This window comes from Synechococcus sp. LA31 (assembly GCF_018502385.1).
Taxonomy (GTDB): Bacteria; Cyanobacteriota; Cyanobacteriia; order PCC-6307; family Cyanobiaceae; genus Vulcanococcus.
Map to the genome: position 1 here is coordinate 854,230 of NZ_CP075523.1, position 24,210 is coordinate 878,439.

A 24,210-nucleotide genomic window follows, 5' to 3' on the forward strand; every position below is an offset into this window, starting at 1 on the left:
TGGGTGGCCAGGGTTATTGCATGAGGGGCTGATCCAACCTCAGCCTTCTGCATCCCAAGGAACTGGAGTTCTTCGACAGCGCAGCGTGCCCAGTTCCTTCGTGTTGGTTTATCACCGCTCACCCTTCGATGAGGTGATCGATGCCGAAGGAAAGCGTCAGTGGCGAGATCAAAAAAGTCCAAACGGCATCATTCCCACCCTGCGCAATCTGTTTCGCTCTCAACCCTCAGGCACCTGGATTGCCTGGCGGGAGGAAGAGTCGGTCGAGGCTGAAGACGAAACTCTCACCGTAGAAGCCGGAGCCGCTACAGCCTCAGCCATTCGTCTCAGACGCATCCCGCTGCGTAAAGAGCAGATCGGCAGCTTCTACCACGTGACCTCCAAGGAGTCGATCTGGCCGGTTCTTCATAGCTTTCCCAGCTTTTTTGAGGTCAATAATGCTGACTGGGCTATCTTCCAGGAGGTCAACAGACGCTTTGCCGAGGCGGCGTGTAACGAAGCCGCACACGGTGCCTCAATCTGGATTCACGACTACAACCTTTGGCTGACACCGGGCTACATCCGGGCCTTACGGCCTGACGTGAAGATCAGCTTGTTTCATCACACTCCCTTCCCCAGTAGTGATGTGTTCAGCATCCTGCCTTGGCGCGAGGAAATCCTCGAAAGCCTGCTCTGCTGTGATGCAGTGGGCTTTCACATCCCCCGCTACGCCGAAAATTTCGCCCGTGCCGCCACCAGCCTGCTCGCTGTGGAGAAGGCACCGAAAACCCCAGTTGCCAACCACTTCTTACCCTGCGGTAGTGCTCTAGCCCAGCCAGACGCAACGCCCTGGCTGGAGTACCGCGGTCGGCGAATACAACTGGTGTCCACGCCGGTAGGCACAAGCCCAGATGTGATCCTGTCACTTCGCAATAGCGAAACTGTACAGACCTTGATCCAAAGTATCGAGGAGGGCACCAAACGCGGCCGTCAGCTGATTCTTTCTGCCAGCCGTGTGGATTACACCAAAGGCAATCAGGAAATGCTTCTGGCCTACGAACGGCTCTTAGAGCACAGATCCGACCTTCACGGTGAGGTAGTACTCGTGCTCGCCTGCGTGGCCGCCAATACGGGAATGAAGGTGTACGAAGACACCCAACGCAGCATCGAAGAGACCGTGGGCCGGATCAACGGCCGGTTCAGCCGCATTGACTGGGTGCCGATACGGCTCACCACCCAGCGCATTAGCTACGAAGAAATGGTGGCCTGGTTCGCCTCAGCTGACATCTGCTGGATCACCCCGCTGCGCGATGGACTGAATCTGGTGGCCAAGGAATACGCCGCTGCACGCAAAGGCAAGGGCGGCACCCTCGTGCTCTCGGAATTCACCGGTGCTTCAGTGGTGATGAAAGGCGCGGTGCTCACGAATCCCTACTCACACCGGCGCATGGATGAAGCCATTGAGGAGGCACTGGCCATGCCCGCTGATCAGCAGCTCACCCGTATGCAATCCATGGTGAATGCCGTTGAGCATCTGAGCGTGGATAACTGGGCCGATGAACAACTGAGGGCGATCCAGCCGGCTGTGGCGGCGCTGCCCACCTGATGCTGCGCCGATGGCCACTGCTGCTTGTTGCACTGATCACCAGTGTTTTGCTAGGGCTCTGGGGTTTGGCAGCCCGCGCGATCGAGCCGGTGAATGTGCTGATGCCGGCACCCTTTGCCGATGCCAGCGCTGATCTGGTTGACAGCTTTAACAGGGAGCATCCTGGTATTGAGCTCAGCATCACCCGCGGGCCGCTGCAAACTGAGGCTGTCTCAGATCTTGCGATCAGCAGCCTGTTGCTGGGGAGTAGTCCCTACGACCTCCTGCTGATGGATGTCAGCTGGACACCTAAGTATGCAAAGGCAGGCTGGCTCGAACCACTGGAAGGTTGGCTCGGTGACGACGCCTTAGCTGATCTCGCACCAGGCGCTGAACTGGGCAACGCCTTTGGTGGCCATCTTTGGCGCTTCCCTCTCGTAGCGGATATGGGTCTGCTCTACTGGCGCACCGATCTAATGGACGCGCCCCCGCGGACCCCGATCGAGCTCGAGACGATCAGTCGCGATCTTCAGGCAGCCGGACTCGTGCCATGGGGCTACGTGTGGCAAGGCAAGCAATACGAAGGACTCAGTTGTGTCTATGTGGAGATGCTCAGCGGCTTCGGTGGCCGCTGGCTGGAGCAGGACCAGACCGAACTCAATAGCCATTCCGCCGTGCAAGCCACCGCCTGGCTGCGCCACCTTGTAGAGGCGGGCATTACGCCACCCAGCGTGGCCAACATGGCTGAACCGGAAGCGCTGCAGGCCTTCCAAGCCGGTGATGCAGCCTTCATGCGCAACTGGCCCTACGCCTGGGCAATGCTCAACAAATCCGATTCACCCTTGAAGGGGAAGGTGGCGATTACCACCATGGTGAGCGAAAGCGGTGAACCCCATGCGGCCACCCAGGGCAGCTGGGGGCTGTCGCTGCTCAAGGGCTCCCGCCACAAGAGGGCCGCCATTGAGGCCCTTCGCTACCTCACCAGCGTGGACGCCCAAAAGCAACTGAACCTGCGCTGGGGCTACACACCCACTCGTTTGAGTGTCTTCGATGATCCGGAGCTTTTGGCAGCCAACCCGGTGCTGGCCGATCTGAAAGTAGCCCTCGCAGATTCAGTACTACGGCCGCTCACACCGATCTACGCCCAGCTGAGCGATCTGCTTTACCGCGAACTCAACAACGTGATCACTGGCGGTATCAACCCTCAACCCGCCATGAGGCAGCTTCAAAGCAACAGCGAGCGGCTGCTAGTTACCGCTGGAGGCCAGGGCTGATGCGCTGGAAGCTGTGGCTTCTGATGGCGCCAGCACTGCTGTGGCTCGCCGCGATCTTTGCCGCGCCGATGCTGCATTACGCCTGGCTGAGCACGCAGGCCGAAACCGTGCTGACAGGGTTCCAGCCGAGACCCATCGGTACGGAACAGTGGCTGCGGCTATGGAACGACGCCCGTTTTTGGCAAGACACCTGGCAGACACTCCGGTTCAGCGCTGCCTCGGTGGGACTAGAAATGCTGCTGGGGCTCACGATGGCCCTGCTTCTGCATCAGCCACTGCGAGGGCGGGGCACACTCCGCACCATCAGCCTGTTGCCCTGGGCCCTGCCAACAACTGTGATGGCACTGGGCTGGCGCTGGATCTTCAACGATCCCTATGGGCCCATCAATCAAGCGATGGCCCAGCTTGGGCTGGGCTCAGTGCCGTTTCTCTCCGACCCAAACATCACCTGGCTTGCAGCCGTGTGGGCCGACACATGGAAAACAACGCCCTTTGTGGCCTTGCTGCTCCTGGCTGGCCTGCAGAACATTCCGGCCGATCTCTACGAAGCCGCAGCATTGGAAGGAGCAAGCCCCTGGCAAAACCTGCGCCGCATCACCCTGCCTTTGCTCACCCCTTATCTCTTGATTGCCTTGCTGTTCCGCTTAGCCCAGGCCCTAGGCGTGTTCGATCTGATTCAGGTGCTCACCGGCGGCGGCCCGGCCGGAAGCACTGAAAGCCTGGCTCTCTACGCCTACTTGAATGCCATGCGCTTTTTGGATTTTGGCTATAGCGCCACGGTGATGCTCGGGTCTTTTGTGGTGCTGCTGCTAGTGGCCGCCCTGGCAGGGCTGGGGCTTCGCGGGAGGTTGTTGCGCTGATGGCAAGGCTGGCTTTGTTGATCTGGAGCCTGGGTCCGATGCTCTGGCAGCTCTACACATCGTTCAGGCCCACTGAAGCCCTCACCGGTGGGTTGAATGGCCCGGCTGGCTGGACGCTCTCCCATTACCAGCAGCTCCTCCAGGGGGATCCGCCGTTTCTCACGTATCTGATCAACAGCACCGTGGTGGGCGCCAGCAGCACCGCACTCACCCTGGCCTTAGCTGTTCCGTGCGCCTACGGGCTGAGCCGTATCGGTCGCGCTGCATCGCGCAACCTTTCACTCCTGGTGGCTGCTGCGGCCGCCTTCCCGGCTGTGCTGCTGTTTCTGGCTCTGCTGGAGCTTGCAAGAGATTGGCATCTTGCCAACAACCTCCTGGCCTTAAGCCTCCCCTACGCAGGGCTCTGCCTGCCCCTCGCGATCCTGCTGCTGCAAGCCTCGTTCCGCGATATTCCCCTCGAATTGGAAGAAGCGGCGCTCATGGAAGGAATGGGCTTGTGGCAGCGTTTGCGCTGGGTGATGTTGCCGCTGATGACGCCGGCCATGGCCAGCGCTGCAGTCTTGATCTTTATTTTCTGCTGGAACGAGTATCCAATCGCGCTCACCTGGTTGAGCCAAAGCAACCTGCTCACCCTGGCTCCAGCGATGGCCCGCATCGCTGGATCTTCGGTGTTCACCATTCCCTATGGCGCTTTTGCTGCCGCCACCGTGCTCGGCAGCATGCCACTGATCCTGCTGATGCTGCTCTTCCAGCGCCAGATCATCAGTGGCCTCACCCAAGGAGCGATTAAAGGATGACCATGAGGCTCAACACCAGCTCATCCAGCAACGCCACCGGCTTGAGGTTGAAACATCTCAGCCGGCGCGTGCAGCAACAAACGCTGCTGGATCAGCTCACGCTCGAGGTCGCTCCTGGCGAGATCCTGGCCCTGCTCGGCCCGAGCGGCTGCGGCAAGAGCACAACGCTACGTCTGATCGCTGGCCTCGATCAGGCGAGCTCCGGCGAGATTGAGTTGGGCGGATCGCAGATCACCCAGTTGCCACCAGCGCAGCGGCACGTGGCCATGGTGTTTCAAAGCTATGCACTCTTCCCGCATTTAAGCGTCGAGCGCAATCTCAGCCTCGGCATGGAATTGCGGGGTGTGCCGAGAGCCGAGATTGTCCGTGATCTCGAACAAGTGCTGGCCCTGCTACAGCTTGAAGGGTTGCGACAGCGTCGACCTGCGGAGCTCTCCGGTGGCCAGCGCCAACGGGTTGCCCTCGCCAGGGCCCTGCTGCGCAAACCGGCGCTGTTCCTGCTGGATGAACCCATGAGCAACCTGGATGCTCAGCTGCGGGAAGACCTCCGCGGCGAACTGCGAACACTGCTGCGCAGCACAGGTGTTCCTGTGGTGTATGTAACCCATGATCAGCACGAAGCGATGGGTCTGGCAGACCGCATTGCCGTGCTGCGGGAGGGGCGACTGCAGCAGATCGGCACAGCAGAGGAGCTTTACAACTCACCTGCCAACCGCTTTGTAGCGAGCTTTCTCGGAAATCCCAGCATCAACATGATCGACACCCCAGATCGCCAACTGGGACTCAGACCAGAGCGGCTGCAGCTGGCCGAAGCAGGCAGCGAGCTGGAAACAGACTGGGCAGCTTTGGAGGGCACCATCAGCCATCGTGAATGGCTCGGTGACCGCGTGATCACCCATGTGGATTGCGGTCTCCAAGGCACGTTGAAAGTTGTGGGTGATGCAGGCCAGGGGGCCAGCGCCGTGCAGGTGCGATGGCGGCAACAGGATGCCTTGAGTTTCGAGCGAGAGAGCGGCACGCTGCTTCCTCTCACCATACATTCTCGATAACATTCATCGCCTGCAGATAGGCAGGTTGATCTTCGCTATTCACTGATTCATCGTCGACAAAACTATCACCGGTACCGGTTCGTCGAGCCAGATCAGCCACTACCGCACTGACCATCAGATCAAGAGCGGCAGGGTTCTCCAGATTTTGCAGTGCCTCGGCATAGCGACGGCTGTGGGTAGGCCGTACAGATTCCTGGCAGTAGTTACTAAGTTCACGGCTCTCAGTCATCACTGCAAAGGCCGTCTGCTTAGAACTCTGCCGACCAAAAATCGCCATATAGAGCAGATTGCCAAGCGATGCATCATGGATGGGGATCTCGTACTGACGAAGGATCTGCGGCCAATAGCGCAAAGAACGCAGGCCTTCAAGGCCGCCTTTCGCCAAACCTGCGGCCTCGCACCACTGCTCGAATTCCTCGAGGCTGTTGGGGCAACGGCCCAGCTCCCTCATCCTCTCAGCGAGTACAACACCGGCCTGAAAATTGCGGGTGGGACTGCCGGTGCTGGGCAACATCATGCTGCCGCGAACGTCGGCGACCATGGCTGTGAGTTGCGAGAAGGTATGGTCGCGGACCTTCTCCATATCTCCATCGCGCACCAAGGCCGCTTCAATGCGCTGCACGCCATAGCCCAACTCAGTTAGTGCGATGGGCTGGCGGTGGTACAGGCGCTGGCGATCGCTCCGGGCCATCGACACAGTGGCCGCCTGATCCAGGCTTTGCTCGAGAAGAAGGGTGAGCAATGTGGGCAGAACACCGGGATTTTCTCGGTGGTAAGTATAGCCAAACCCGGCAAAGATTGAGGCCATATTCTTGGCGGCCTTGATGTATTGACCCTCGATATTGTGAACACCAGGTGAAACCTGAATATTCGGTGACAGGCGATCGATCAACCGCGCACCCAACAGGGCTGTGAGTGCATTCGGGTGGCAGAAGTTGGCCGTGAAGCTATCCAGCGGGTTGCGCAGTGCCCCATGGCGATGGAAGCCGCTGAAGAAGGCCAGATTGGGTTGCTTCTGGCACAGCACATAGGCCTCGTTCGTGATCGGGTCATGACAGAACGAACCCGCTAAACAGGCCAGCACCACATGCTCTCGTCGCAGAACCTGACGCAGCTCCAGCGCTTCCTGAAGGTCTTCCTCCACGTGATTGCTGTTGGCGCTCAGCACCACCAGGTCGCAGCGTTCGATCAGATCACGGAGCGTGTTAGGAACCCGGCTTGTGCCCTGCAAATGGCTGCCCATTTGCTCCATCGTGGCCAGGTGTTCCGGATCCATTCCCGCCAAGTCGCCTGAGGAAAAGGCACCCAGCAGCTCGCGGCCTGGCCGCGGAGCCAGCAGCAGCCTCGAACCATCGGTCTGCATGGCGCAGTTGTAGGCCAGGGCAGCCGGATAGAGCCCCACGCTGTAGAAGCCCACCTTGCCCTGCTCGAGCGCGAGCAGCCGCTCACGAATCAGGGTGGGATCGAGGTTGAGCTCAAAGAATCCGTTCTGCAAAACCAGCCTGTCGGACGCACTTGTCCTGTCCATCTTGCGGGCTGAACCGGCAACCATGGGAGGGTGGAAGCCGCTCCTCACCCGTGGTGCATGCCGATGCAGCGTCTCAGCCTGCACGACCTGCTGGACGAGCTCGCCTCTGAGCAGGATCTACTGCTGGTACAAGACCTTGATGGCGTCTGCATGCCACTGGTCCGCGACCCACTCACCCGAACGCTCCCGTTGGGAACGATCCACGCTGTGGCACAGCTTGGGCACAGTTTGCGCGTGCTCACCAACGGTGAACACGGCGGCAAGCGTGGCGTAAACCGGTTGGTGGAACAGACCGTTCCAAAGGGGGTTGATCCAGCTGCTGAGGGCCTTTATCTGCCAGGGCTTGGGGCAGGCGGCGTGCAACTGCAAACGCGCCATGGCGAGCTCAGTCACCCGGGCGTGAGCGAGCGGGAATTGCAATTCCTGCAAAGCGTGCCGCAACGACTTCGAGAGGCCCTGGTGCCACTCCTGGAGCAGTTTCTACCCCAGAGCGACCAGGCCCTCCGCGCCCAGCTACTGGATCGGATCGTGCTGGATAACGCCGTTTCGCCCACCCTGAACATCAATCTGTTGATCGAACAGATGCAGGGAGAGACGCACCGAATCAGGCGGCTCCAGGAGCAATGCCTCAATCTGCTGCTGAGCCTGTTGGACCAAGCGAATCAAGAGGAGCTGGCAGACCGTTTTTTTGTCCATCTGGCCCCAAACCTCGGCCTAGAGGGAGAGCGGGAGCGGCTTCGGCCAGCAGCGGCAGATCAGCCCGGCACCACCGATTTCCAGTTCATGCTCCAGGGTGCAGTCAAGGAGGCTGGTTTACTCGTGTTGGTCAATGAGCACATCCGTCGCCGCACAGGCCAAGCGCCCCTCGGCGACCACTTCAACGTTCGCTCCGCACCACGCGAGCTCGACGCCCTCACAGCGCTCTGCGTGGAGCGGATCCCTGAACCCCTGATGCCGCTGCTGGTGGGGGTCGGCGACACCATCACCTCAGAGCCGGCTGAGGATGAAGGCGGCTGGCAGCGCGGAGGCAGTGACCGAGGCTTTCTCACACTGGTGCAAAAGCTGGGTCAGGCCTACGGACATAGCAACCGAGTGGTGCTCGTCGACAGCAGCGGTGGCGAACTGAAGCGGCCGAGCCACAACGATCCGCAGCTGCGGGGCCTCACGGATCCTGATGATCCGCTGCAGCTGGATGTGCTCGTACCGGGTGGACCCAGCGCCTATTGCAGCTGGCTTGAGCAACTCAGCCAGAAGCGTGGCTGCTGAACAGGGGCTGACAGCGGAGCCCAGGCGCCTTATCCCTGGATAAGGCGCTGACGAAGTTCATGCCGGCTCAAGCCGAAGCCAGCACTGCAACGGAGCATCCCTGGTGGGACGGCGCCGTGATCTATCAACTGATGCCGCGGAGTTTCAGCGATGCCAACGGTGATGGCATCGGAGATCTCCAAGGGCTGCAGAATCGGCTGCCATACCTGCGCTGGCTTGGGGTGGATGCCATCTGGCTGACCCCGATCTATCCCTCGCCCCTGCGTGATGGCGGATACGACATCACAGATTTCACTGACGTTCATCCGGAGCTCGGCGACCTCGCCTCCCTGCATCGCCTGATCGAGGCGGCCCACGGGCACGGCATCAAAGTGATTCTCGACCTGGTGCTCAATCACACCAGCCAGCTTCACCCATGGTTTCAACGGGCACGATTCGCCGCTCCGGGTAGCTCTGAGCGGGAGTTTTATGTGTGGAGCGACAGCACCGAGCGCTACAGCAGTGCGCCAGTGCTCTTCAGGCATTTCGAGCGCTCCAACTGGCAGTGGGATCCACAGGCTGGCCAGTTTTATCTGCACCGCTTCCTGCACCACCAGCCTGACCTCAACTACGACAACCCCGAGGTGCAGGAGGCCATGCTCCAGGTGGTGGAGTTTTGGCTCGAGCGCGGCGTCGATGGCTTTCGCCTCGATGCCATCCCGTTTCTGTTTGAGCGGGAAGGGACACGCTGTGAGGGCCTGGTGGAAACCCATGCCTTTCTGAGGAGGTTGCGCCAGCGGGTGCAGCAGCACAGCCAACGCCGAGGCAAACCGGAAGTGTTGCTGCTTGCCGAGGCGATTCAGCCGATGGATGAGGCCATGCCCTATCTGGCGGAGGGAGAGCTACATGCCGCCTTCAACTTCGCCCTCACGGCCCATCTGTTTGCAGCCGTGGCGTATGGCCAGGCCGCCGACCTCGTGCGTTTCCTCAACGACCTCAGCGAAGCCGATGTGGGGCGGGGCTGGGCGCTGCCCTTGCGCAACCACGACGAGCTGTGGCTGGGAGATGGCCACCTTGTGCCACAGGACGTGATCCAGAGGATTCGCAACGGCATCCCTGCAGCCCGAGGGCACTGGCTCAATTGGGGCATCAATCGCCGGCTAGCACCACTGCTCAACGGCGATTCCAAGCCCAACATGGCCTTGCACGCCCTGCTTTACAGCCTGCCGGGCATGCCGTGCATCTACTACGGCGATGAGCTCGGTATGGGCGACTGGCCGGGACTGCGGGACCGCGATGCCAACCGCACCCCCATGGCCTGGACGCCCCAACGCAACGGCGGCTTCTCCTCAGCCCCCGACCCCCTGCTGGTGCTGCCACCGATCACGACACCGGGTTACGACTACCGCGTGGTGAATGTTGAGGTCCAGAAATCCCTCAATGGCTCATTACTCAACTGGCACCGCCGCATGTTGATGAGCCGAAAGCTGTTGCCTGCCTTGCGTCATGGCGATTTCCGCATGCTGCCGAGCGGACACCCCGGCATCGTGAGTTACGTGCGTCAGAGCCCCGAGATGACGGTGCTCGTGGCGGTGAATCTGAGTGGTACCGGCGCTTCCACTCAACTGAATCTGGAACCTTGGCAAGGCGAACGGGTGCGCGAATTGCTCTGGGGCTGTGAGTTTCCTGAAGCCACCAAGCAGTGGTTCATCTATCTACCGGCCTATGGATTCGGTTGGTGGCTGCTGGGTGATGCGGAGCTCAGTTCCTCAAGCCAAGTTGCCGCTGGAGCAGAAAGGCGCTCTGCCTCCCCTTGATCGAGGAAGCCGATGCGGGAACGTCGATCCAGCAAATCGGCGCTGTTGCGGGCTAGCTCATGGCGATGGTTAAAGCGCCACTCGGCCCTACTCACAGGGATGACAGCGCTGAGCGGCTCCAGCTCGCTGCACTGCTGTGCTTCCTCCACCAACTGCTGGGCGCGAAGGCCGTAGCTGGTGATCAGATGCTCCGCTTGTGAAGCACCCCCGGGTAAAGCAAGCGTCAGCGTCTCACGCAGCGCTTGCAAGGCAGTGTGTGTCTCCTGCCATGAATTGGCAGCCCCCAGCAGGGGTAGTGGCTGTTCACGGGGTGGCTGGTGGTTGATCAGCTGCAGGGCATCAAGGGCAAGCCGGCGGCAGGTGGTCCACTTACCGCCCAGCAGGCTGATCAGTCCGCAGGGGAGTTGTTCCACCTCGTGTTCGCGCACCACGCTGCTGCTGTTGGTGCCACCAGCGGGCTGGATCAAGGGGCGCCCACCGGCCCAACGCGATGTGATCGACGCGGCGCTGAAGCTGGGGAACCACTGCTGCAGATGCTCGATCAGGTAATCGGTTTCCGCTGGCGTGACCTGCGTGGCCTGCTCCAGTGGACAGGCTTGATCGGTGGTGCCCACCAATGTGCGCCCGAGGAAGGGCAGCACAAACAGCACGCGCCCATCGCGGGTGCGCGGAATCAACAAGCCAACGCCACCTGGGCAGAGCTGCTCGCTCAACACGAGGTGAATCCCACGGCTGACTAGCAGACGTGATGGAGCATCGGGTTGGGCTTGTTGCCGTAGGCCATCGGCGGCGATGCCCGTGGCATTCACAAACTGATGGGCCAGCCAACGCTGCTGCTGCCCATCGGGCCCCTGGCTGATCGCGGCCTGAAGCCGGCCGTTGACCTGTTCAAATCCGACCACACGGCAATCGCGCTGCACCGTGGCACCAGCAGCTTGGGCGGTGAGCACCAGCAGCAAATTGAGGCGAGCATCATCAAACTGACCATCGCTGTAGAGCAGCCCGCTGCTCACGCTGCCGCCTAGCCCTGGCAGCAGCTCTCTCAGCTCCGCCCCGCCCAGGCCCTGGGTGGGCTCAAGGCCAGCAGCGCCAGCCAACAGGTCATACATCCCAAGCCCAACGCGGTAGTAGAGCTGCTCGAGACCATGGCGCGTGGGTAGAGCGATGCGCAGCTCATGGGCGAGGAAGGGGGCCTGCTCGATCCAATAGCGGCGTTCAGCCAGGGCCTCGCGCACCAACTTGAACTGAGCGGGATCGGCTTTCTTGAAAGCCAGTTCGAGATAGCGCACCCCGCCGTGCAGCAGCTTGGTGCTGCGGGAGCTCGTACCGATCCCTGGATCACCGGCCTCCAGCAGAGCTACACGCAACCCGCGCCGCACCGCCTCAAGGGCCAAGCTGGCGCCGCTGCTGCCAGCGCCGATCACCACCAGATCAAACGGTTGCATCACCATGCCAGTGCAAACAACGACGGACCGCCTCCTGCCAGCGGCGGCGCCAAGCCTGGCGATCGCTAACGGAGAGCTGAGGTTCAAACCGGGTACAGCCCGCCAGGAGCCGTTCGCGGATTGGCTCAAGATCGCTCACGACACCGGCTTCCTGACCAGCCATCAACGCCACACCACGGGCTGTGGATTCCAGATGAGCAGGGCGACGAACGGCAAGCGCAATGCTGTCGGCCTGGGCCTGCATCAACACATTGGAGGCGGCAGCGCCGCCATCCACCGCGAGCTCGAGTAAGCCATGCCCGAGGGCGGTTTCAGCCGTCTCCACCAGGGTGCTGACCGCCAGTGCAATGCCATCAAGGGCGGCACGGGCGAGATGCCCCGCGCTCGTGTCGCGGGTGATCCCGATCAGCAGGCCTCGGGCGTCTGGATCCCAGTGGGGCGTGCCCCAGCCTGTGAAGGCCGGCACCAGCATCAGTTCGCCAGCGTCGGGCACCGAGGCAGCCAGGGCATCCACCTTCGCCGAGGCATCGATCAGCCCCAAACCGTCACGCAACCACTGCACCACGGTGCCAGCGTTGAACAGGCTCCCCTCCAAGCAATAGGTGATACGGCCAGCGGCGTCGCTCCACCCCACGGTGCTGAGCAGACCACCCTCCGCCCGCACTGGCTGATCCCCGCAGGTCACCACCAGAAAAGCACCCGTTCCATAGGTGCACTTGGCTTGCCCCGGCATCACACACAGCTGCCCATAGGTAGCGGCCTGCTGATCGCCCAGCACCGCCGTGATGGGCACTCCTGCGAAGGGAAGGCCAGCGGCAATCGTGCCAAACGAACCGCGGCTCGGTAGCAGCTGTGGAAGCTCCTCGCCTGAAAGGCCAACGATGTCGAGGGCCTGCGGCAGCCACTGGCATTGCTCTAGATCCAGCAACAGCGTGCGGCTTGCATTGCTGTGATCAGTGGCATGGAAGCGCCCGCCACTGAGCTGCCAAAGCAGCCAGCTATCCACAGTGCCGATACAGAGATCACCGCGGCTTTGGGCGGCGGCAGCCTCGGGGTGGTGATCGAGCAGCCAGCGGATTTTGCTGGCGCTGAAATAGGGATCGAGCACCAAACCGGTGCGGTGCTGCCAGGCCGCTGCCTCCGGGAGCTGCTGCCAGCTGCGGCAGACCGCGCTGGTGCGCCGGTCTTGCCACACCAGAGCAGGACCGAGCGGTGTTCCATTGCCGCGCTTCCAGAACAGGGTTGTTTCCCGCTGGTTGGTCACACCGCACGCACACACAGCCCGGCGTTGCTCCTCGTTTAACTGGCGATCCAACGCCTGCATCGCCTGCATCTGGCTCTCCCAGATCGCCAGGGGCTGCTGTTCCACCCAGCCATCGGCGGGATAGGCAATCGCCAGGGGGACCTGGGCCGAGGCCACCGGTTCTCCCTGAAGGTTGAACAGCACTGCTCTGGAGCTGCTGGTGCCCTGGTCGAGCGCCAGTAGAAGAGGTTCTGTCATCGGCAGATCCCTTTACCGACACTGTTAGGTCGCATTAGCCCAGCTGTCAGGCGACAGTGGCCAAGAGCCCATCCCGCATGTGATGCCCTTCGACCTGGGAACCTTCCTGCCTGCCCTGCTGACCCTGGTGGGCGGCGGATTTCTCTCGATCCTGTTGGCGCGGGTGCTCACGCTGATACTGGGGCGCGCGGTGCGACGCACACGCAGCCGCGCCGATGACTTCATCCTGCAGGTGTTGGGAGACACGATTCCCCCCGCCGGCTGGGTGATCAGCGCCGCTCTGGCTTGGCAAATCATTCCCACCAGCGCTAGCGGTGATCGGGTGGCCTTCGGGCTGGCGAAGCTGATCCTGGTGGCGCTGTTGGTGCGCTTGGTCAACCGCGTCAGCATCCGCGTACTGCGAGGCTGGGCCGGACGGCAGAGCGACGATGCAGTCGCCACGATGATCAGCTCTCTGGCACCGCTGATGCGGGCTCTGGTGTGGACCGTGGGCGCGCTGTTTTACCTACAAAACATCGGCGTCCAGATGGCTGCGATCTGGGCTCTGCTCAGTGCCGGCGGTATCGGCGCTGGCTTGGCCCTACGCGAACCCGTGGCCGAATTCTTCGAGTACATCACGATTTTGCTCGACAAACCCTTCGTGAGCGGACAGTTCATCAACGTGGGGGATGTCTGGGCCACGGTGGAGCGTGTGGGCGTGCGCAGCACACGTCTTCGCAGCATCAATGGTGAGGCGATTGTGATGAGCAACAGTGAGCTCACCGGATCGGTAGTGGCCAACTACGGCTCGATGGAGAGGCGGCGCTTGATCTACCGCCTCGGGGTGACCTACGACACCAGCCACAGCACGCTGGAGCGGATTCCAGCTCTGCTCCAGGAGATCGTGGAAAGTGGAGGTGATGCAGAGTTTGACCGCTGCCACTTTGTGTCTTTCAACGACAGCAGCCTTGATTTCGAACTGGTGTATTTCGTGCCAACCAGCGATTTTGGCCAGGCGATGACTGTGCAACAGCGCATCAATCTGGAGATCGTGAAGCGATTTGCCGAGCAAAGCATCGACTTCGCCTTCCCAACCCGCACGGTGCAGATGATCCAGCCAACGGTCGACTGATAGGATCTCAGCTGGCTCCGCTTGGAGTCATGTCGTCATTATTCCCTCAGAAGGTCGGTCATGTCCCGGGTCTGCCAGCTCACAGGCAAGCGCGCCAACAACGGCATGGCCGTGTCCCACTCCCACGTTCGGACGAAAAAGCTTCAGCAGGTGAACCTTCAGGAACGTCGCCTGTGGTGGTCTGAAGGCAATCGTTTCGTGAAGCTGCGCGTTTCAACACGTGCTCTGAAGACCATCCAGAAGAAGGGTCTTGGTGCCTACGCCAAAGAGCTGGGCATCAATCTGGCCAAGATCTGAGTCGGCTCTTCAACGATGCAGCGCCGCCAACTTCTGCGCGGACTCGCCATCACCTCTGTGAGCCTGCTGGGTTTCTCTCGGCAGGCTCTTGCTTTGGGTGGCGTGCTTCCAGCCGAAGGCGAACCAGCCCCGGCCTTTCAACTCCATGGCGTGGTGCCGGGATCCGATGGATCCGCCATGGAAGCCGATCGCAGCCTGGCCGACTTTGCTGGCCGCTGGCTGGTGCTGTATTTCTATCCCCGCGATTTCACCGAGGGCTGCACGATCGAAGCCCGCGGTTTTCAGCGCGACCTGGATGCCTTTCACCGGGCTGGCGCTGAGGTCGTGGGTGTGAGTGCAGACAGCGCGGAATCCCATGCCGAGTTCTGCGGCAGCGAGGCCTTGGCTTATCCGCTGCTCTCCGATCCGGGTGGTCAAGTGAGCAAGGCCTACGGGAGTTGGATCCCTCCTTTTTCGCAACGCCACACCTTTTTGATCGATCCCGATGGGGTGTTACGGCAGATTTGGGTAGCCGTGCGGCCCAGTGGGCATAGCCAGGATGTGCTGGGCAGTCTCAAGCGCCAGGCGGCAGACCATCCGAGCGCCTAAAGCTCATGCACCAACCGCTGCCCGGGCCCTCCACCTCCCATCGCGGCAGCCAGTGGCGCCAGCTGTAGGGCACGTTGTGGCCACCTGAGCCCACCCGTACATAGCCACCGTTGATGTTGTCGAGTTCTCCGTAGGGGTCGTTGAACACCCCGGCGCCGGGTTCAAACCCAATGGCAAGAATCCAGTGGCCACCTCCCCGGGGTGCAGACGAGGAGCCGTGGTGAAGAAAACCGGTCCCAACCGGGTACCCGGCTTTCAACTCCTCCTCCAGCAGGCGGCGATCGCCCGTGGTTCGATAACGCGCCAGCACGCCGTAGTCAGCGCAAGCCTGAATCTGGGCTTGCGCCGAGGTGGTGTCGCCGTAGCGGCGCAGGGTGTGCAGATAGGTGTCGTCGGCGTTGGAGCCCTTCAACGCATCCGGCCTCAGGTATTTCACGGCCATCGCGCAGGTGCTGGAAAAACACATGCGATAGGCCTGGCCGGGAATACGGCTGTCGGTCTGAACGTAGTACTGACGCACGGGCAGCAACAAACGCTGACCGGTCGAGAGAGTCATGCCCTTCAGGCCGCTTCCCTCCTGGTAGCACGCTCCATCCGATTGAGGTGCGCCATGCCCACATGCAAGCTGTCGCAGTAGAGGCAGGTGCCTTGGAAACACACCTGAAACAGCTCACCACCACTGGCTTTTAGCTGATGGATTCTGCCGCCACTGGCACCGATTAACACCGGTTGAGAGGTCATGCTGCACACCGAGTCATCAACGGCCAGAGGGTGGCGTGGCCCGCATGCGGGCACCATCGGTAGAAAGACCGCTCCTGGGGGCTAATTCGCGGATTAGCCCCTCACCAAGCTGGCCAGCAGATCGGCGTGCACAGCCGTGGCTTGGCGCATCGCTTCAAGTGCCTCCGTTGCGGGGGGGTGCTCTAGGGCATCACGCCAAATGATGCCAAGTTCCGATGCACTGATCGGGCCGTCAGCAAGGTCGATGGCACTGCAGCCCAACTGTTGCGCGCAGGCCTGCACCTTGGGGTCATAGCTCAAGGCACTGACTGCACTGCCTGAGAGGGCAGCCAGCACGAGGGCATGCAAACGCATGGCAAGCACCAGGGATGCGCCTCGAAACAAGGCCATGGCCTCGGAAGGCGATGAAGCCTGAACCACACGGCTTCGGTGCAGCAGGCTCTGACCCACCAACCCCTGGGCGGTGAGCTGCTCCAGCAGAGGTGTGTCCTGCTCGCGGTGGAAGGGAAGCCAGATCACCTCACGATCACAACGCTCCGCCAACTGTTCGAGGGCCTGCAGATAAGGCCTCCAGGCTTCACCCTGAAGATGCGCTGTTGGGCGCCAGCACACCACAACCGGTCCGCCTCTCCCCAGCCAGTGCTGACGGGGCAGACTCCACACTGCATCGCTGCCGTGCGGGGCGTGCAGACCGAGGTCTTGGGCAAGCCTCGCGGAGGCTGGATCACGCCAAGTAACACCTGAAACCAGCGACAACAGACCACGAACCAGAGCGCGGCTACGGCGGCGCTTTAACGGGCCAAGACCCTGGGCATAGAGCAGCACAGGCTTGTGTTGCAACCGGGCCGTCGTGATCAGTGCGGCGTAATAGAGAAGGCTGCGAAAGCTGGTGGCGTCTTGCAGCAGGCTGCCACCACCAAGAACGAGAGCTTGGCAGCGGCCCATGGCCGCCCACACATCCCTGAGGCTGCGCCGTTGCACCGTGTTGACCCGGTGGCGTGACTGCACATCCAGCTGATCAAAGGCGGTCACAAGCGGGGTGACACTTAGCGGCAACTGGTTGAGCAACACCTCGAGCAGGGCGTCATCCCCGAGGTTGTGCTCGCCGTAGTAGCCGCACAGCAGCACGGGTTGCGTCACGCCGGTTGGATCAAATTCGGCCCAGCTTGACATCGAAGTGCCTTCGATCAGGCTGAGGCCGCCAGACGTTGACGCAGCAGCTGAATCTGCTCATCGATCAACTGACGCGCCCCACCAAGGCTGGCGGCGCGGCCGACAACCGCACCGCTGCTGTGTTGAATCAGGTAAGCGCCGTCACAGCGTGGATAGCCGATCAATTGAATACGGCAACCGCGGTGCAGCCAGCAAGGAGGCGATGAAAAGGCCATCATGATGGCGAGCAGCTCTGTGGGCACTGGAGCGCAAGCATGAGCAAAAACAACAGGTCCTGTGCCCATCGAGCAGCTGTCAGCAGCGGCAATCAACGCTGACCCAGGAGGTCCAGCCAGCTGAGTGAGTCAGAGACAGGCAGGGCCTCAGACGCGGACGTGCACGGAATACTGAACACACACTCGCCTTGAAAATCAGGCTGGCGGCCTGTCTGAGGAGACGAACAATCAGTGGTCACCACAACGGGCATCGGGACGTTTGAACGGGCCGTCATGAACATCAGGATCACAAGGCCATGCTGCTGTGATTGAGCCGTTGAGCTGGCGTTGTGGAACGCGGCGGCAGGTGCTCCAGACCACAGCTGAGCTGCTCACACCTTTCACCCCATCGGCACGCCAGCATTAAGCCGCTCCGCCAACGACAACGCCTCGCTGGCGAGCCTTTGTTCATGGGCGACCCGATCGCTCACATCACGCTGCACAGACACCCAGTGGGTGTACCAGCCATTGGTATCAGCCATGGGAGCCACCTTGAGGTCGATCCAGCAGGTCTGGCCATCGCGCCGGTAATTGAGCACCTGCATGCGGGAAGGCTGCCATTGATCCATGGCCCGACGCAGCCGAGCCGTGGTCTCGCGGCATGTCTTGAGCCCCTGAAACAGTCTTGGGCTGCGGCCGAGCAACTCATGCAGTTGATAACCGGTCTGATCGAGCAGCGATTGGTTGGCAAACAAGATCAGGGGTCCAGGTGCGTCCAACGGCTCCGCCAAGGTCACCAACACAGCATCTTGTGCCGTATCCAAGACGGCCTCCAACAAACGCCGATAGGTGTCTTCGGGGCTGCCGGAGTCGAGATCATCAAAGCGCTGGGCCCGGCGGCGCAGAATCCCGATCCCAAACCCGCAGTCGGTGCGGAACAGGCGCACCCGTGTGGCCAGCTCCACAGGCGTGGGCTGGGCCAGGGCCACCACGTGATCACGCGGACCCACGTGCAGCCGATCTCGCTCCTGAATGATGAGCTCTGAGAGGGCTGGCCAGCATTGCTTCAAAGGCTGTGAAAGCCACGTTTCTGTGTGGCGACCCAAGCGGTGGGTCGCCGTGCGATCCACATGGCTGATGACCCCATCAGGACCACAGAGCAGGAGTCCGTCGCCAGGTTCCAGCAGGAAATAGGGACGCACAGAACAACCAAAACGTGCTGGACCCTAGACAGACCCGCTGCACTGGTGAAAGCCTTGCAACACGCTGTCGCAGCGCCGCAGCGTTGGTCAAAAAAAACAGCCCCTGAGGAGCTGTGTGAGGAGGCTTCGCCCGAAGCAAAGCGCTAGAGGTGGAGCAAGGCCATGGGGATCAATACTCAACGAGCCTGCACGTTGCCCGTGACATCGGCCATCGGCTTCGCTGTGCTGCCCCAGGGGCCTGGTGGCAGCAGCGGCGGTGCTCCAAGCGAGGGCTGTGCAGCCGCACCGGCCGCGAAGGAACGGTTCGTCCACTCCACGAGCAGCGGGGCCAACACACCGCCGTCAGGCGCTTGCCCCGCCCGCAGGTTGAAGTGATCCCCTCCCTGCACCAGCACTAACTGATTGCCTTTGGGCGTCGCCGCACCAAAGGGCACCACCGCTTCAGGATCCGGCGGCACCACCCAGTCGCGGGTGCCGCTCACCAGCAACACCCGCGCGGAGAGCTGCTGAGCGGCACCCCGCGGAAACAGAAGCGACACCGGTGGACTAACGGCCGCCACCGCAATCACGCGCGGATCGTCGATCGCGGCCTGGTCAACCCCACTGATCCAGCTGCATTGCAGCGTCCAGCTGAGATTGCGATCGGGATCCTGGATGTCATCACAGCGAGCTTTGAGCGAGGCAGTTTCCGGCTTCATCCCGGCCAACTGCAGCGCGGTGGTGGCGCCCCAGGAATGGCCAATCACCACCACACGCTCGGCATCAACGCCCATCACCCCCGGCAGTGAGCCAGTGGCCACGGCATCGTTGATGGCGCTCACATCCCTCGCCCTTAGACCGAGTTCTGAGGGAGAGGGAGGCGATGCCTTGCCCGTCAACACCATGTGTTGCTGTTCGTTGTCGCTGCCTGGGTGGCGCGGCAACACCACGGTGTAGCCCTGCGCCGCCAACTGCTCCCCCCACCCCTCGAAATTGGCAGGGCTGTCCCACAGGCCGTGCGAGATCACCACAAGGCGACCATTGGCCTGGCCCTGGGGCTGAATCACCACAAGTTCCAGCGGCTCGGGCCTGTGAGGAACGACCAGGCTCTGACGGCTCAACCGCACGCTGGCTGGGGACGCAGCGGTAACAGGGGAAGAAGCGGGCGTTGCAGCGGCCATGAGCTGATCAGCCCGGCGCCGTTGGCGCAACATGCGCGCAAGCACCATCTGCGCCTGGCTCAGATTGAGGCGCACTCGCTCACCGGGGATGGCCTGCATCAGCTGCAACAAGGTGGGCTGTCCGTCTGGCGATGCGGCGGCAGCCTTGTCGAGCGCTTCTTTGAGCCTCTCTCCGCTCAAATCTGCGCTCTGCCCCTCCACCGTGCCAAACGACGACACCAGCAGCAGCGTCTGTTGCAACAAGGGCGTACCCACAGCGCTGTCGGTGAGTTGGCGGAAACTCACCGGCACCGGCTGGTTCAGCAAGTTGAGCAGCTTTCGGCCTAGCTCACCATCACTGGCGCGATCCAGCTCTGCCAAATCGCTTGTGCCTCGCAACAGCGCTTCAGGGCTGCTCAGCTCGCTGAGATTCACCTTGAGGGTGTTCTGCAGAAGAGGCAGCTCAACAATCACCTCTTCGATCGCGATGGCTGCAGTGGTCTGCGACAGCAATGCAGCGAGCGCTAAAGCAGACCCAATCCTGGTGCGCATCTGCCGTCGGCAACAAGCGGCAGAAGGTTAGGCGTGTTCCACAGCATCGATCCGGTAGTACTCCCGCTCATCGGAGCAGCAGAGATCGGCGTAGTAGCGCTCGAGCACGGCGTAGGCCTCGTCGTAGGTAGCGAAGGCCTGGCCAGCGATGGCGTCGGTGACGCCGTCATCGCGGCGGATCACAAAGCGATCAGTCATGGCGCTCAGGCGGAGACCGTTGTGGCCCATGGGGCGATGGCAGCAGGAAGCTGCTCAAGCGCAAGGCCTTCGCCGCGAGATCTGAGCAAAGCCTGCAACCCAATGCTGCGGCGATCTGGGTGCAACTGAAAAGACGGGACTAACCAGAACGACCACTGAACGGGATCGAGCGGATCCTCGCCCTGCTCCCCAGCTTGGAGCAGGCCAAACAGCAGGGCTTCTGATCGGCACTCGGCCATTCGAAACGTGGTGGGTTCGTCCTGATCGAAGCGGGCGGAACTGAGCAGTAGCGGCTGCGCAAGGCCCGGCAGGCAGAGTTCGCTCACGTGGCCGCGATCGGGTGCTGCATGCCCAGCCGGATCGAGATCCAGCACATTCAGAACCTGCCACATCCAGCAGCACTGGAGCAGGCGCGGCTCCAGCAGGTCTGGATGACTCCAGCGCAAAAAAGCATCCACCCCTGCAGTGTGGCAGCGCTCAGCGCAACAACAGCCAAACCACCAACGCCACCAGTGGCACCAGCAGGATCAAAGCTGCAGCGGCAAGCCCAAGAAGTAGGCGCCTTGTGGTCTGCGGCCAGCCAAGCAGACCAATCCAGATCGGCGTTAGCAGCCACAGCGGCGGCAGCAGCAATGAAACGGCCAACAGCAGCAGCAACGTTCGGCGCCGGTGAGCCCGGCGTAAGGCGAGTGCCTGCAGCTGGTCGCGCTCGTCATCACTGAGCCAGCGCCCGTGGATTCGTGCGAGCTCCAGCTCATCGTGGAGCTGGCTCTGCTGGCGAGCATCAGGTGAGGCCAGCTCGCGCGCGGCATCGACAACCCCCGCACCCGCTTCTCGAAGCAACCAGGCCGCATTCAGCACGCCACGGCGTACACCATCGCGCAGCGGAACCATGGATCACGCGAACAGAGGGCAATCAACGATGGCTGCTGACAGCCACAGCTGGCGACATCAAAAAAAGCCCCGGTGTAACCCAGGGCTGAGATGCCATCGAGGCAGGGTTCACCAGAGTCCGCGCACCGGTGCGGAGGCAGGGGCAGCGGTCTGAGTCACCTGGGTGTAAGCCGCGATGCAAGCAGGAGTGTTCACGTACCAGCTGAGCAGCGAGGTCTTGCGCTCCATGTTGCTGGCATCCACGTTGCAGACGTTCATCGCACCCTGCAGGCGCTCATCAACGGGCAACTGGTTCATCATGCCGAATCCGGAGAGCTGACCATCCACGGAATCGAGAATGATGGCGCTGCGCACAGCCTGCAGTGCGAACTGCTGGCTGTAGTAAGGGGTGTAGTTGTTCTGGCCGATGCTGTCCTGGAGGAACTGAACGCCCTTGTCGCTGTAGAGGAAGTCGGCAACGGCTACCACATCCACGGAGTAGTTCTTGGAGAGGCCGGCCTCCAGCTCATCGTTGGTGTAGCCAGAGCGGGCGATTAGGCCACCCGGTACGGGCGTGTCATTGGTGCCGCTCAGGGGATTGAGAACGTCGGAGCGGGGGCCGATGCAGTTGACGCATACGGTGCGTGCGGTGAGGGGGATGGCCTGCGCTGCACCGGCAAACACAACGCCAGCGCCGGCGGCGGCCGCAAGAAGCTTGAGCATGGGGACAAAAGAGGGCTCGTTTTTCTTCTAGCGAGAAATTATTGCTTTGGCAGCAAGACCAATGCATCCCGTAAAAATGCATCCCGTAAACGAGGGCAAACAAGACAAGTCGATCGCCCTCAAGCCGCACACCGCAAGGTGCGCACGCACACCGACGCGTTGCGAGAGCCAATGCTGGAGTGATGGGAGCTTGCGGGACAGTTCATGATTCCAGCTACTTTTCTGATCCTGGTGAAGACTCTGCCCAGGATTGCGCTGGTAGCCCTGCTCTTCGCCGCCCTCGCCGTGGGAACGGAATCGATGCTGGTTTCACCTCAGCACTGAACCAGCGGCAGATCCAGCCCCACTTCTGTGAAGAGTTCCGAAGCCAGAAGCGCAACGCCGCGCAACAGCCGGGAAACCGCTCGTGCGCGCTTAAGGTTTTCTACAGGTTGAAACGAACTCGATGAACGAAAACAACCCTGTGCTCCATGCCATGCGTCAGGAGCTTCAGGAGCTCACGGGCCGCTACCGCCGCCACCCCAGCGACTTCAATCGTTACCAGCTCGTACGCCACGAACAGCGCCTGGCCCAGTGGGTACCCTCGGAGCTACTCAGCGCCTAAGGATCAAATGAGAGCCTTGCCTGTTCATCTGGAAGCCGGAGCTGATCTGCGCGCCAGCCTTGAACAGATTGCCAGGCATGAGCAGGCCTCGGGTTTTGTGTTGAGCGTGGTGGGCAACATGCGTCAGGCGTGCTTCGCATGCCCCGGTCAGGGCGCTCCCACCGTGCTGCAGGGGGAGCTGGAAATCATCACTCTCCAGGGCACGCTCTCTCCAGAGGGCGTTCACCTGCACCTGAGCTTTTCGGATCCAACCTGCCAAATGTGGGGTGGCCACCTCGAACACGGCAGTGAGGTGCTCAAAGGCGCCGACCTCCTCATCGGTTGGATCCAGGAATCGCCCCTGAATCCAGTCACCTCCGCCCACGCCAACAGTCCCCACATTCAGGTAGCCCTGGCCGAGGGCTGTGCCTGGTCACGTCGCACCGAGCGCTTGTTGAACGGCCAAGGCCTCGCCTACGAGGTGATCCCCGCCGGCTCCGGTTCCCTTCCTCAGATCAGCATCGATGGCCGCCTAATCGGTGGTTACAGCGAGCTCGAAGCGCTGCATACCAGCGGGGCACTCAATGCTCTGATCCATGGCTGAAGCTCGCCTGGACACCCTCGCCGGCTGTGAGCTGGTGATCGGCGCTTATCCACGGTTTCGTTACAACGCTCTCGGTGGCTCAGCCCGCGGTGACGTGGGCTTGGCTCCCGATGGTTTCCAGAAAGTGGGGTTCCCCGCAGACGCGATCACGATTCCCGATCTCAACTGGCGAACCACCCGCTTTCTAGGGCTGCCGCTGCCGCCGGGCCTCAGCATTGCCATTCATCCAGAGATCTTGACGGGCCATGTTGAGCGCAACACTGGCCAGGTTGACTTGCAGTTCCGCTCGCGCTTTCGTTTTCATCTGGGGGCCTTGGGCGGCATGAGCATCACAGCACCTGATCTGGTGGTGGACACGAAGCTCACCACCGAGGCGATCCAAAGCACCCGCCACCGCGTGCAGGGCCAGCGTCTCGATCAGAGCTGTCGCGGTGTGCTCGTTGGAGCGGCGCTCATCGAGCCCACGGGTGCAGCTTGGTTGGATGGCTTTCTGGGCCTGCCCGATGAGGCTCTTGCTGTCTTGGAGTGCCGTTTAGGGATCTGATGGGTGCAAGCCTCGGCCAACGCCTCGATCGCAGCCTGGCTCGCTTGGGCACCAACCTGCTGATCCCACCGCTGATCCTGCTGATCCCATGGACGCAGGAAGTGATTGATCAGCTGCTGTTTCGGGGTGGCTGGAATCTTCCGATGGAGCCCCGGGGGCCATTCATCGGGGTGTTCACCGCGCCATTCAGCCACAGCGGCTTTGGCCATCTGCTGGCCAACAGCCTGATGTTTTTGCCCCTCTCTTGGCTAGTCCTCACGCAAGGACGTCGCGACTATCTAGCGGTGTGGCTGGGTGTCTACGCCACAGCCATCCCGGTGTGGTTGTTCTGGCCCACCGCCAGCCATGGACTCTCCGGTGTTGTTTATGGCCTGCTCGGCTACCTACTGCTGATTGGTTGGCTGGAGAGACGACCGCTGTCGCTGCTGCTCTCGGTGCTGTGCCTGATCAGTTATGGCGGCGTGCTGCCGAGCCTGATTCCCCTCTTTTCCCCGGCGGGAGTGAGTTGGATTGGCCATGCCAGCGGCTTCGCCGGCGGAATGCTGGCCGCCTGGGGCATGCACCGCACCACTCAACCCTCAGATACCAGCAAGCGATAAGACTCAACC

At 61.7% G+C, this 24,210-nt stretch carries 27 protein-coding genes; 14 read left to right on the forward strand and 13 right to left on the reverse strand.

From position 1 onward, the window contains the following. Positions 1-85 precede the first annotated feature (85 nt). From ggpS to KJJ24_RS04555, 5 genes are read left to right on the forward strand one after another with little or no spacing between them, the layout of a single operon-like run. On the forward strand, positions 86-1,585 hold the full coding sequence (ggpS, locus tag KJJ24_RS04535) for a glucosylglycerol-phosphate synthase (protein ID WP_214341655.1): 1,500 nt from the start codon (positions 86-88) through the stop codon (positions 1,583-1,585). Next, complete coding sequence (locus tag KJJ24_RS04540) at positions 1,585-2,838, forward strand: ABC transporter substrate-binding protein (protein ID WP_214341658.1); 1,254 nt, start codon at positions 1,585-1,587, stop codon at positions 2,836-2,838. The genes ggpS and KJJ24_RS04540 overlap by 1 nt, the downstream gene beginning before the upstream one ends. Next, positions 2,838-3,698 (forward strand): carbohydrate ABC transporter permease, encoded by an 861-nt coding sequence (locus KJJ24_RS04545; RefSeq protein WP_214341660.1) that lies wholly within the window; start codon positions 2,838-2,840, stop codon positions 3,696-3,698. The genes KJJ24_RS04540 and KJJ24_RS04545 overlap by 1 nt, the downstream gene beginning before the upstream one ends. Beyond that, positions 3,698-4,495, forward strand: coding sequence for a carbohydrate ABC transporter permease (locus KJJ24_RS04550; protein ID WP_214341662.1), 798 nt, complete (start codon positions 3,698-3,700; stop codon positions 4,493-4,495). Before KJJ24_RS04545 ends, KJJ24_RS04550 begins: the two co-directional genes overlap by 1 nt. Beyond that, positions 4,492-5,544 (forward strand): ABC transporter ATP-binding protein, encoded by a 1,053-nt coding sequence (locus KJJ24_RS04555; RefSeq protein ID WP_214341664.1) that lies wholly within the window; start codon positions 4,492-4,494, stop codon positions 5,542-5,544. The genes KJJ24_RS04550 and KJJ24_RS04555 overlap by 4 nt, the downstream gene beginning before the upstream one ends. Here KJJ24_RS04555 and KJJ24_RS04560 read toward each other — a convergent pair. Then, on the reverse strand, positions 5,525-7,039 hold the full coding sequence (locus tag KJJ24_RS04560) for a hypothetical protein (protein WP_214341666.1): 1,515 nt from the start codon (positions 7,037-7,039) through the stop codon (positions 5,525-5,527). The genes KJJ24_RS04555 and KJJ24_RS04560 overlap by 20 nt on opposite strands. A 96-nt stretch (positions 7,040-7,135) precedes the next feature. On the opposite strand from KJJ24_RS04560, the gene stpA reads away from it, so the two are divergent. Next, positions 7,136-8,338, forward strand: a complete 1,203-nt coding sequence (gene stpA, locus KJJ24_RS04565) for a glucosylglycerol 3-phosphatase (RefSeq protein WP_214341669.1) — start codon at positions 7,136-7,138, stop codon at positions 8,336-8,338. Between the two features lie 59 nt (positions 8,339-8,397). Then, complete coding sequence (locus KJJ24_RS04570; protein ID WP_214341672.1) at positions 8,398-10,134, forward strand: alpha-amylase family protein; 1,737 nt, start codon at positions 8,398-8,400, stop codon at positions 10,132-10,134. On the opposite strand, the gene KJJ24_RS04575 is transcribed toward KJJ24_RS04570, so the two are convergent. Continuing rightward, a complete protein-coding gene (locus KJJ24_RS04575) occupies positions 10,041-11,585 on the reverse strand; it encodes a glycerol-3-phosphate dehydrogenase/oxidase (RefSeq protein ID WP_214341675.1) in 1,545 nt (514 codons plus the stop codon). The genes KJJ24_RS04570 and KJJ24_RS04575 overlap by 94 nt on opposite strands. After that, a complete protein-coding gene (locus KJJ24_RS04580; RefSeq protein ID WP_214341678.1) occupies positions 11,566-13,080 on the reverse strand; it encodes a glycerol kinase GlpK in 1,515 nt (504 codons plus the stop codon). The genes KJJ24_RS04575 and KJJ24_RS04580 overlap by 20 nt, the downstream gene beginning before the upstream one ends. An 82-nt stretch (positions 13,081-13,162) precedes the next feature. On the opposite strand from KJJ24_RS04580, the gene KJJ24_RS04585 reads away from it, so the two are divergent. From KJJ24_RS04585 to KJJ24_RS04595, 3 genes are read left to right on the forward strand one after another with little or no spacing between them, the layout of a single operon-like run. Beyond that, positions 13,163-14,191 (forward strand): mechanosensitive ion channel family protein, encoded by a 1,029-nt coding sequence (locus KJJ24_RS04585; protein ID WP_214341681.1) that lies wholly within the window; start codon positions 13,163-13,165, stop codon positions 14,189-14,191. A gap of 60 nt (positions 14,192-14,251) precedes the next feature. Next, entirely contained in the window at positions 14,252-14,488 is a 237-nt protein-coding gene (gene rpmB, locus KJJ24_RS04590) for a 50S ribosomal protein L28 (protein WP_214341684.1), read from the forward strand. Positions 14,489-14,503: 15 nt separating this feature from the next. Further along, positions 14,504-15,076 carry a peroxiredoxin gene (locus KJJ24_RS04595; RefSeq protein ID WP_214341687.1) on the forward strand — a complete coding sequence of 191 codons (573 nt, stop codon included), beginning with the start codon at positions 14,504-14,506 and terminating at the stop codon, positions 15,074-15,076. Here KJJ24_RS04595 and KJJ24_RS04600 read toward each other — a convergent pair. From KJJ24_RS04600 to KJJ24_RS04645, 10 genes are all read right to left on the reverse strand, one after another. Further along, positions 15,042-15,632, reverse strand: coding sequence for a hypothetical protein (locus tag KJJ24_RS04600; protein ID WP_214341690.1), 591 nt, complete (start codon positions 15,630-15,632; stop codon positions 15,042-15,044). The two genes, KJJ24_RS04595 and KJJ24_RS04600, sit on opposite strands and share 35 nt — an antisense overlap. A gap of 5 nt (positions 15,633-15,637) precedes the next feature. Further along, a complete protein-coding gene (locus KJJ24_RS04605) occupies positions 15,638-15,817 on the reverse strand; it encodes a hypothetical protein (RefSeq protein WP_214341693.1) in 180 nt (59 codons plus the stop codon). A gap of 93 nt (positions 15,818-15,910) precedes the next feature. After that, positions 15,911-16,990, reverse strand: coding sequence for a polysaccharide pyruvyl transferase CsaB (gene csaB, locus KJJ24_RS04610; RefSeq protein WP_214341696.1), 1,080 nt, complete (start codon positions 16,988-16,990; stop codon positions 15,911-15,913). 14 nt (positions 16,991-17,004) lie between these two features. After that, the gene (locus KJJ24_RS04615; protein ID WP_214341699.1) at positions 17,005-17,205 is read right to left on the reverse strand and encodes a hypothetical protein; all 201 of its coding nucleotides are present in this window, start codon (positions 17,203-17,205) and stop codon (positions 17,005-17,007) included. A 380-nt stretch (positions 17,206-17,585) separates the two neighbouring features. Beyond that, the gene (locus tag KJJ24_RS04620) at positions 17,586-18,194 is read right to left on the reverse strand and encodes a PAS domain-containing protein (RefSeq protein ID WP_250544918.1); all 609 of its coding nucleotides are present in this window, start codon (positions 18,192-18,194) and stop codon (positions 17,586-17,588) included. Between the two features lie 368 nt (positions 18,195-18,562). Then, on the reverse strand, positions 18,563-20,077 hold the full coding sequence (locus tag KJJ24_RS04625; protein ID WP_214341705.1) for an alpha/beta fold hydrolase: 1,515 nt from the start codon (positions 20,075-20,077) through the stop codon (positions 18,563-18,565). Between the two features lie 27 nt (positions 20,078-20,104). Beyond that, positions 20,105-20,275, reverse strand: a complete 171-nt coding sequence (locus KJJ24_RS04630) for a hypothetical protein (RefSeq protein WP_214341708.1) — start codon at positions 20,273-20,275, stop codon at positions 20,105-20,107. Between the two features lie 5 nt (positions 20,276-20,280). Next, entirely contained in the window at positions 20,281-20,733 is a 453-nt protein-coding gene (locus KJJ24_RS04635) for a hypothetical protein (protein ID WP_214341710.1), read from the reverse strand. Between the two features lie 19 nt (positions 20,734-20,752). Then, entirely contained in the window at positions 20,753-21,169 is a 417-nt protein-coding gene (locus KJJ24_RS04640) for a hypothetical protein (RefSeq protein WP_250544919.1), read from the reverse strand. A 108-nt stretch (positions 21,170-21,277) separates the two neighbouring features. Further along, positions 21,278-21,871 carry an alpha/beta hydrolase gene (locus KJJ24_RS04645; protein WP_214341712.1) on the reverse strand — a complete coding sequence of 198 codons (594 nt, stop codon included), beginning with the start codon at positions 21,869-21,871 and terminating at the stop codon, positions 21,278-21,280. Positions 21,872-22,316: 445 nt separating this feature from the next. Between KJJ24_RS04645 and KJJ24_RS04650 the strand changes: the two genes are divergently transcribed. The 4 genes from KJJ24_RS04650 to KJJ24_RS04665 are packed head-to-tail and all read left to right on the forward strand — an operon-like array spanning position 22,317 to position 24,201. After that, positions 22,317-22,475, forward strand: a complete 159-nt coding sequence (locus tag KJJ24_RS04650) for a hypothetical protein (protein WP_214341714.1) — start codon at positions 22,317-22,319, stop codon at positions 22,473-22,475. A 7-nt stretch (positions 22,476-22,482) separates the two neighbouring features. Then, positions 22,483-23,058 (forward strand): PCC domain-containing protein, encoded by a 576-nt coding sequence (locus tag KJJ24_RS04655; protein ID WP_214341727.1) that lies wholly within the window; start codon positions 22,483-22,485, stop codon positions 23,056-23,058. Further along, positions 23,051-23,602 carry a hypothetical protein gene (locus tag KJJ24_RS04660; RefSeq protein ID WP_214341729.1) on the forward strand — a complete coding sequence of 184 codons (552 nt, stop codon included), beginning with the start codon at positions 23,051-23,053 and terminating at the stop codon, positions 23,600-23,602. The genes KJJ24_RS04655 and KJJ24_RS04660 overlap by 8 nt, the downstream gene beginning before the upstream one ends. Next, on the forward strand, positions 23,602-24,201 hold the full coding sequence (locus KJJ24_RS04665) for a rhomboid family intramembrane serine protease (RefSeq protein ID WP_214341731.1): 600 nt from the start codon (positions 23,602-23,604) through the stop codon (positions 24,199-24,201). Before KJJ24_RS04660 ends, KJJ24_RS04665 begins: the two co-directional genes overlap by 1 nt. Positions 24,202-24,210 lie beyond the last annotated feature (9 nt).

What these genes read in the sequence shown, in the direction of transcription:
- KJJ24_RS04605 (WP_214341693.1), bottom strand. Translation starts at nt 15,817, where the DNA reads ATGACCTCTCAACCGGTGTTAATCGGTGCCAGTGGCGGCAGAATCCAT.
- KJJ24_RS04585 (WP_214341681.1), top strand. Translation starts at nt 13,163, where the DNA reads ATGCCCTTCGACCTGGGAACCTTCCTGCCTGCCCTGCTGACCCTGGTG.
- KJJ24_RS04615 (WP_214341699.1), bottom strand. Translation starts at nt 17,205, where the DNA reads ATGGCCTTTTCATCGCCTCCTTGCTGGCTGCACCGCGGTTGCCGTATT.
- KJJ24_RS04540 (WP_214341658.1), top strand. Translation starts at nt 1,585, where the DNA reads ATGCTGCGCCGATGGCCACTGCTGCTTGTTGCACTGATCACCAGTGTT.
- KJJ24_RS04600 (WP_214341690.1), bottom strand. Translation starts at nt 15,632, where the DNA reads ATGACTCTCTCGACCGGTCAGCGTTTGTTGCTGCCCGTGCGTCAGTAC.
- KJJ24_RS04570 (WP_214341672.1), top strand. Translation starts at nt 8,398, where the DNA reads ATGCCGGCTCAAGCCGAAGCCAGCACTGCAACGGAGCATCCCTGGTGG.
- KJJ24_RS04660 (WP_214341729.1), top strand. Translation starts at nt 23,051, where the DNA reads ATGGCTGAAGCTCGCCTGGACACCCTCGCCGGCTGTGAGCTGGTGATC.
- KJJ24_RS04630 (WP_214341708.1), bottom strand. Translation starts at nt 20,275, where the DNA reads ATGACTGATCGCTTTGTGATCCGCCGCGATGACGGCGTCACCGACGCC.
- KJJ24_RS04575 (WP_214341675.1), bottom strand. Translation starts at nt 11,585, where the DNA reads ATGGTGATGCAACCGTTTGATCTGGTGGTGATCGGCGCTGGCAGCAGC.
- KJJ24_RS04655 (WP_214341727.1), top strand. Translation starts at nt 22,483, where the DNA reads ATGAGAGCCTTGCCTGTTCATCTGGAAGCCGGAGCTGATCTGCGCGCC.
- KJJ24_RS04640 (WP_250544919.1), bottom strand. Translation starts at nt 21,169, where the DNA reads ATGGTTCCGCTGCGCGATGGTGTACGCCGTGGCGTGCTGAATGCGGCC.
- KJJ24_RS04580 (WP_214341678.1), bottom strand. Translation starts at nt 13,080, where the DNA reads ATGACAGAACCTCTTCTACTGGCGCTCGACCAGGGCACCAGCAGCTCC.
- KJJ24_RS04650 (WP_214341714.1), top strand. Translation starts at nt 22,317, where the DNA reads ATGAACGAAAACAACCCTGTGCTCCATGCCATGCGTCAGGAGCTTCAG.
- KJJ24_RS04595 (WP_214341687.1), top strand. Translation starts at nt 14,504, where the DNA reads ATGCAGCGCCGCCAACTTCTGCGCGGACTCGCCATCACCTCTGTGAGC.
- KJJ24_RS04665 (WP_214341731.1), top strand. Translation starts at nt 23,602, where the DNA reads ATGGGTGCAAGCCTCGGCCAACGCCTCGATCGCAGCCTGGCTCGCTTG.
- KJJ24_RS04550 (WP_214341662.1), top strand. Translation starts at nt 3,698, where the DNA reads ATGGCAAGGCTGGCTTTGTTGATCTGGAGCCTGGGTCCGATGCTCTGG.
- KJJ24_RS04545 (WP_214341660.1), top strand. Translation starts at nt 2,838, where the DNA reads ATGCGCTGGAAGCTGTGGCTTCTGATGGCGCCAGCACTGCTGTGGCTC.
- stpA (WP_214341669.1), top strand. Translation starts at nt 7,136, where the DNA reads ATGCAGCGTCTCAGCCTGCACGACCTGCTGGACGAGCTCGCCTCTGAG.
- KJJ24_RS04645 (WP_214341712.1), bottom strand. Translation starts at nt 21,871, where the DNA reads ATGCTCAAGCTTCTTGCGGCCGCCGCCGGCGCTGGCGTTGTGTTTGCC.
- KJJ24_RS04555 (WP_214341664.1), top strand. Translation starts at nt 4,492, where the DNA reads ATGACCATGAGGCTCAACACCAGCTCATCCAGCAACGCCACCGGCTTG.
- rpmB (WP_214341684.1), top strand. Translation starts at nt 14,252, where the DNA reads ATGTCCCGGGTCTGCCAGCTCACAGGCAAGCGCGCCAACAACGGCATG.
- csaB (WP_214341696.1), bottom strand. Translation starts at nt 16,990, where the DNA reads ATGTCAAGCTGGGCCGAATTTGATCCAACCGGCGTGACGCAACCCGTG.
- KJJ24_RS04625 (WP_214341705.1), bottom strand. Translation starts at nt 20,077, where the DNA reads ATGCGCACCAGGATTGGGTCTGCTTTAGCGCTCGCTGCATTGCTGTCG.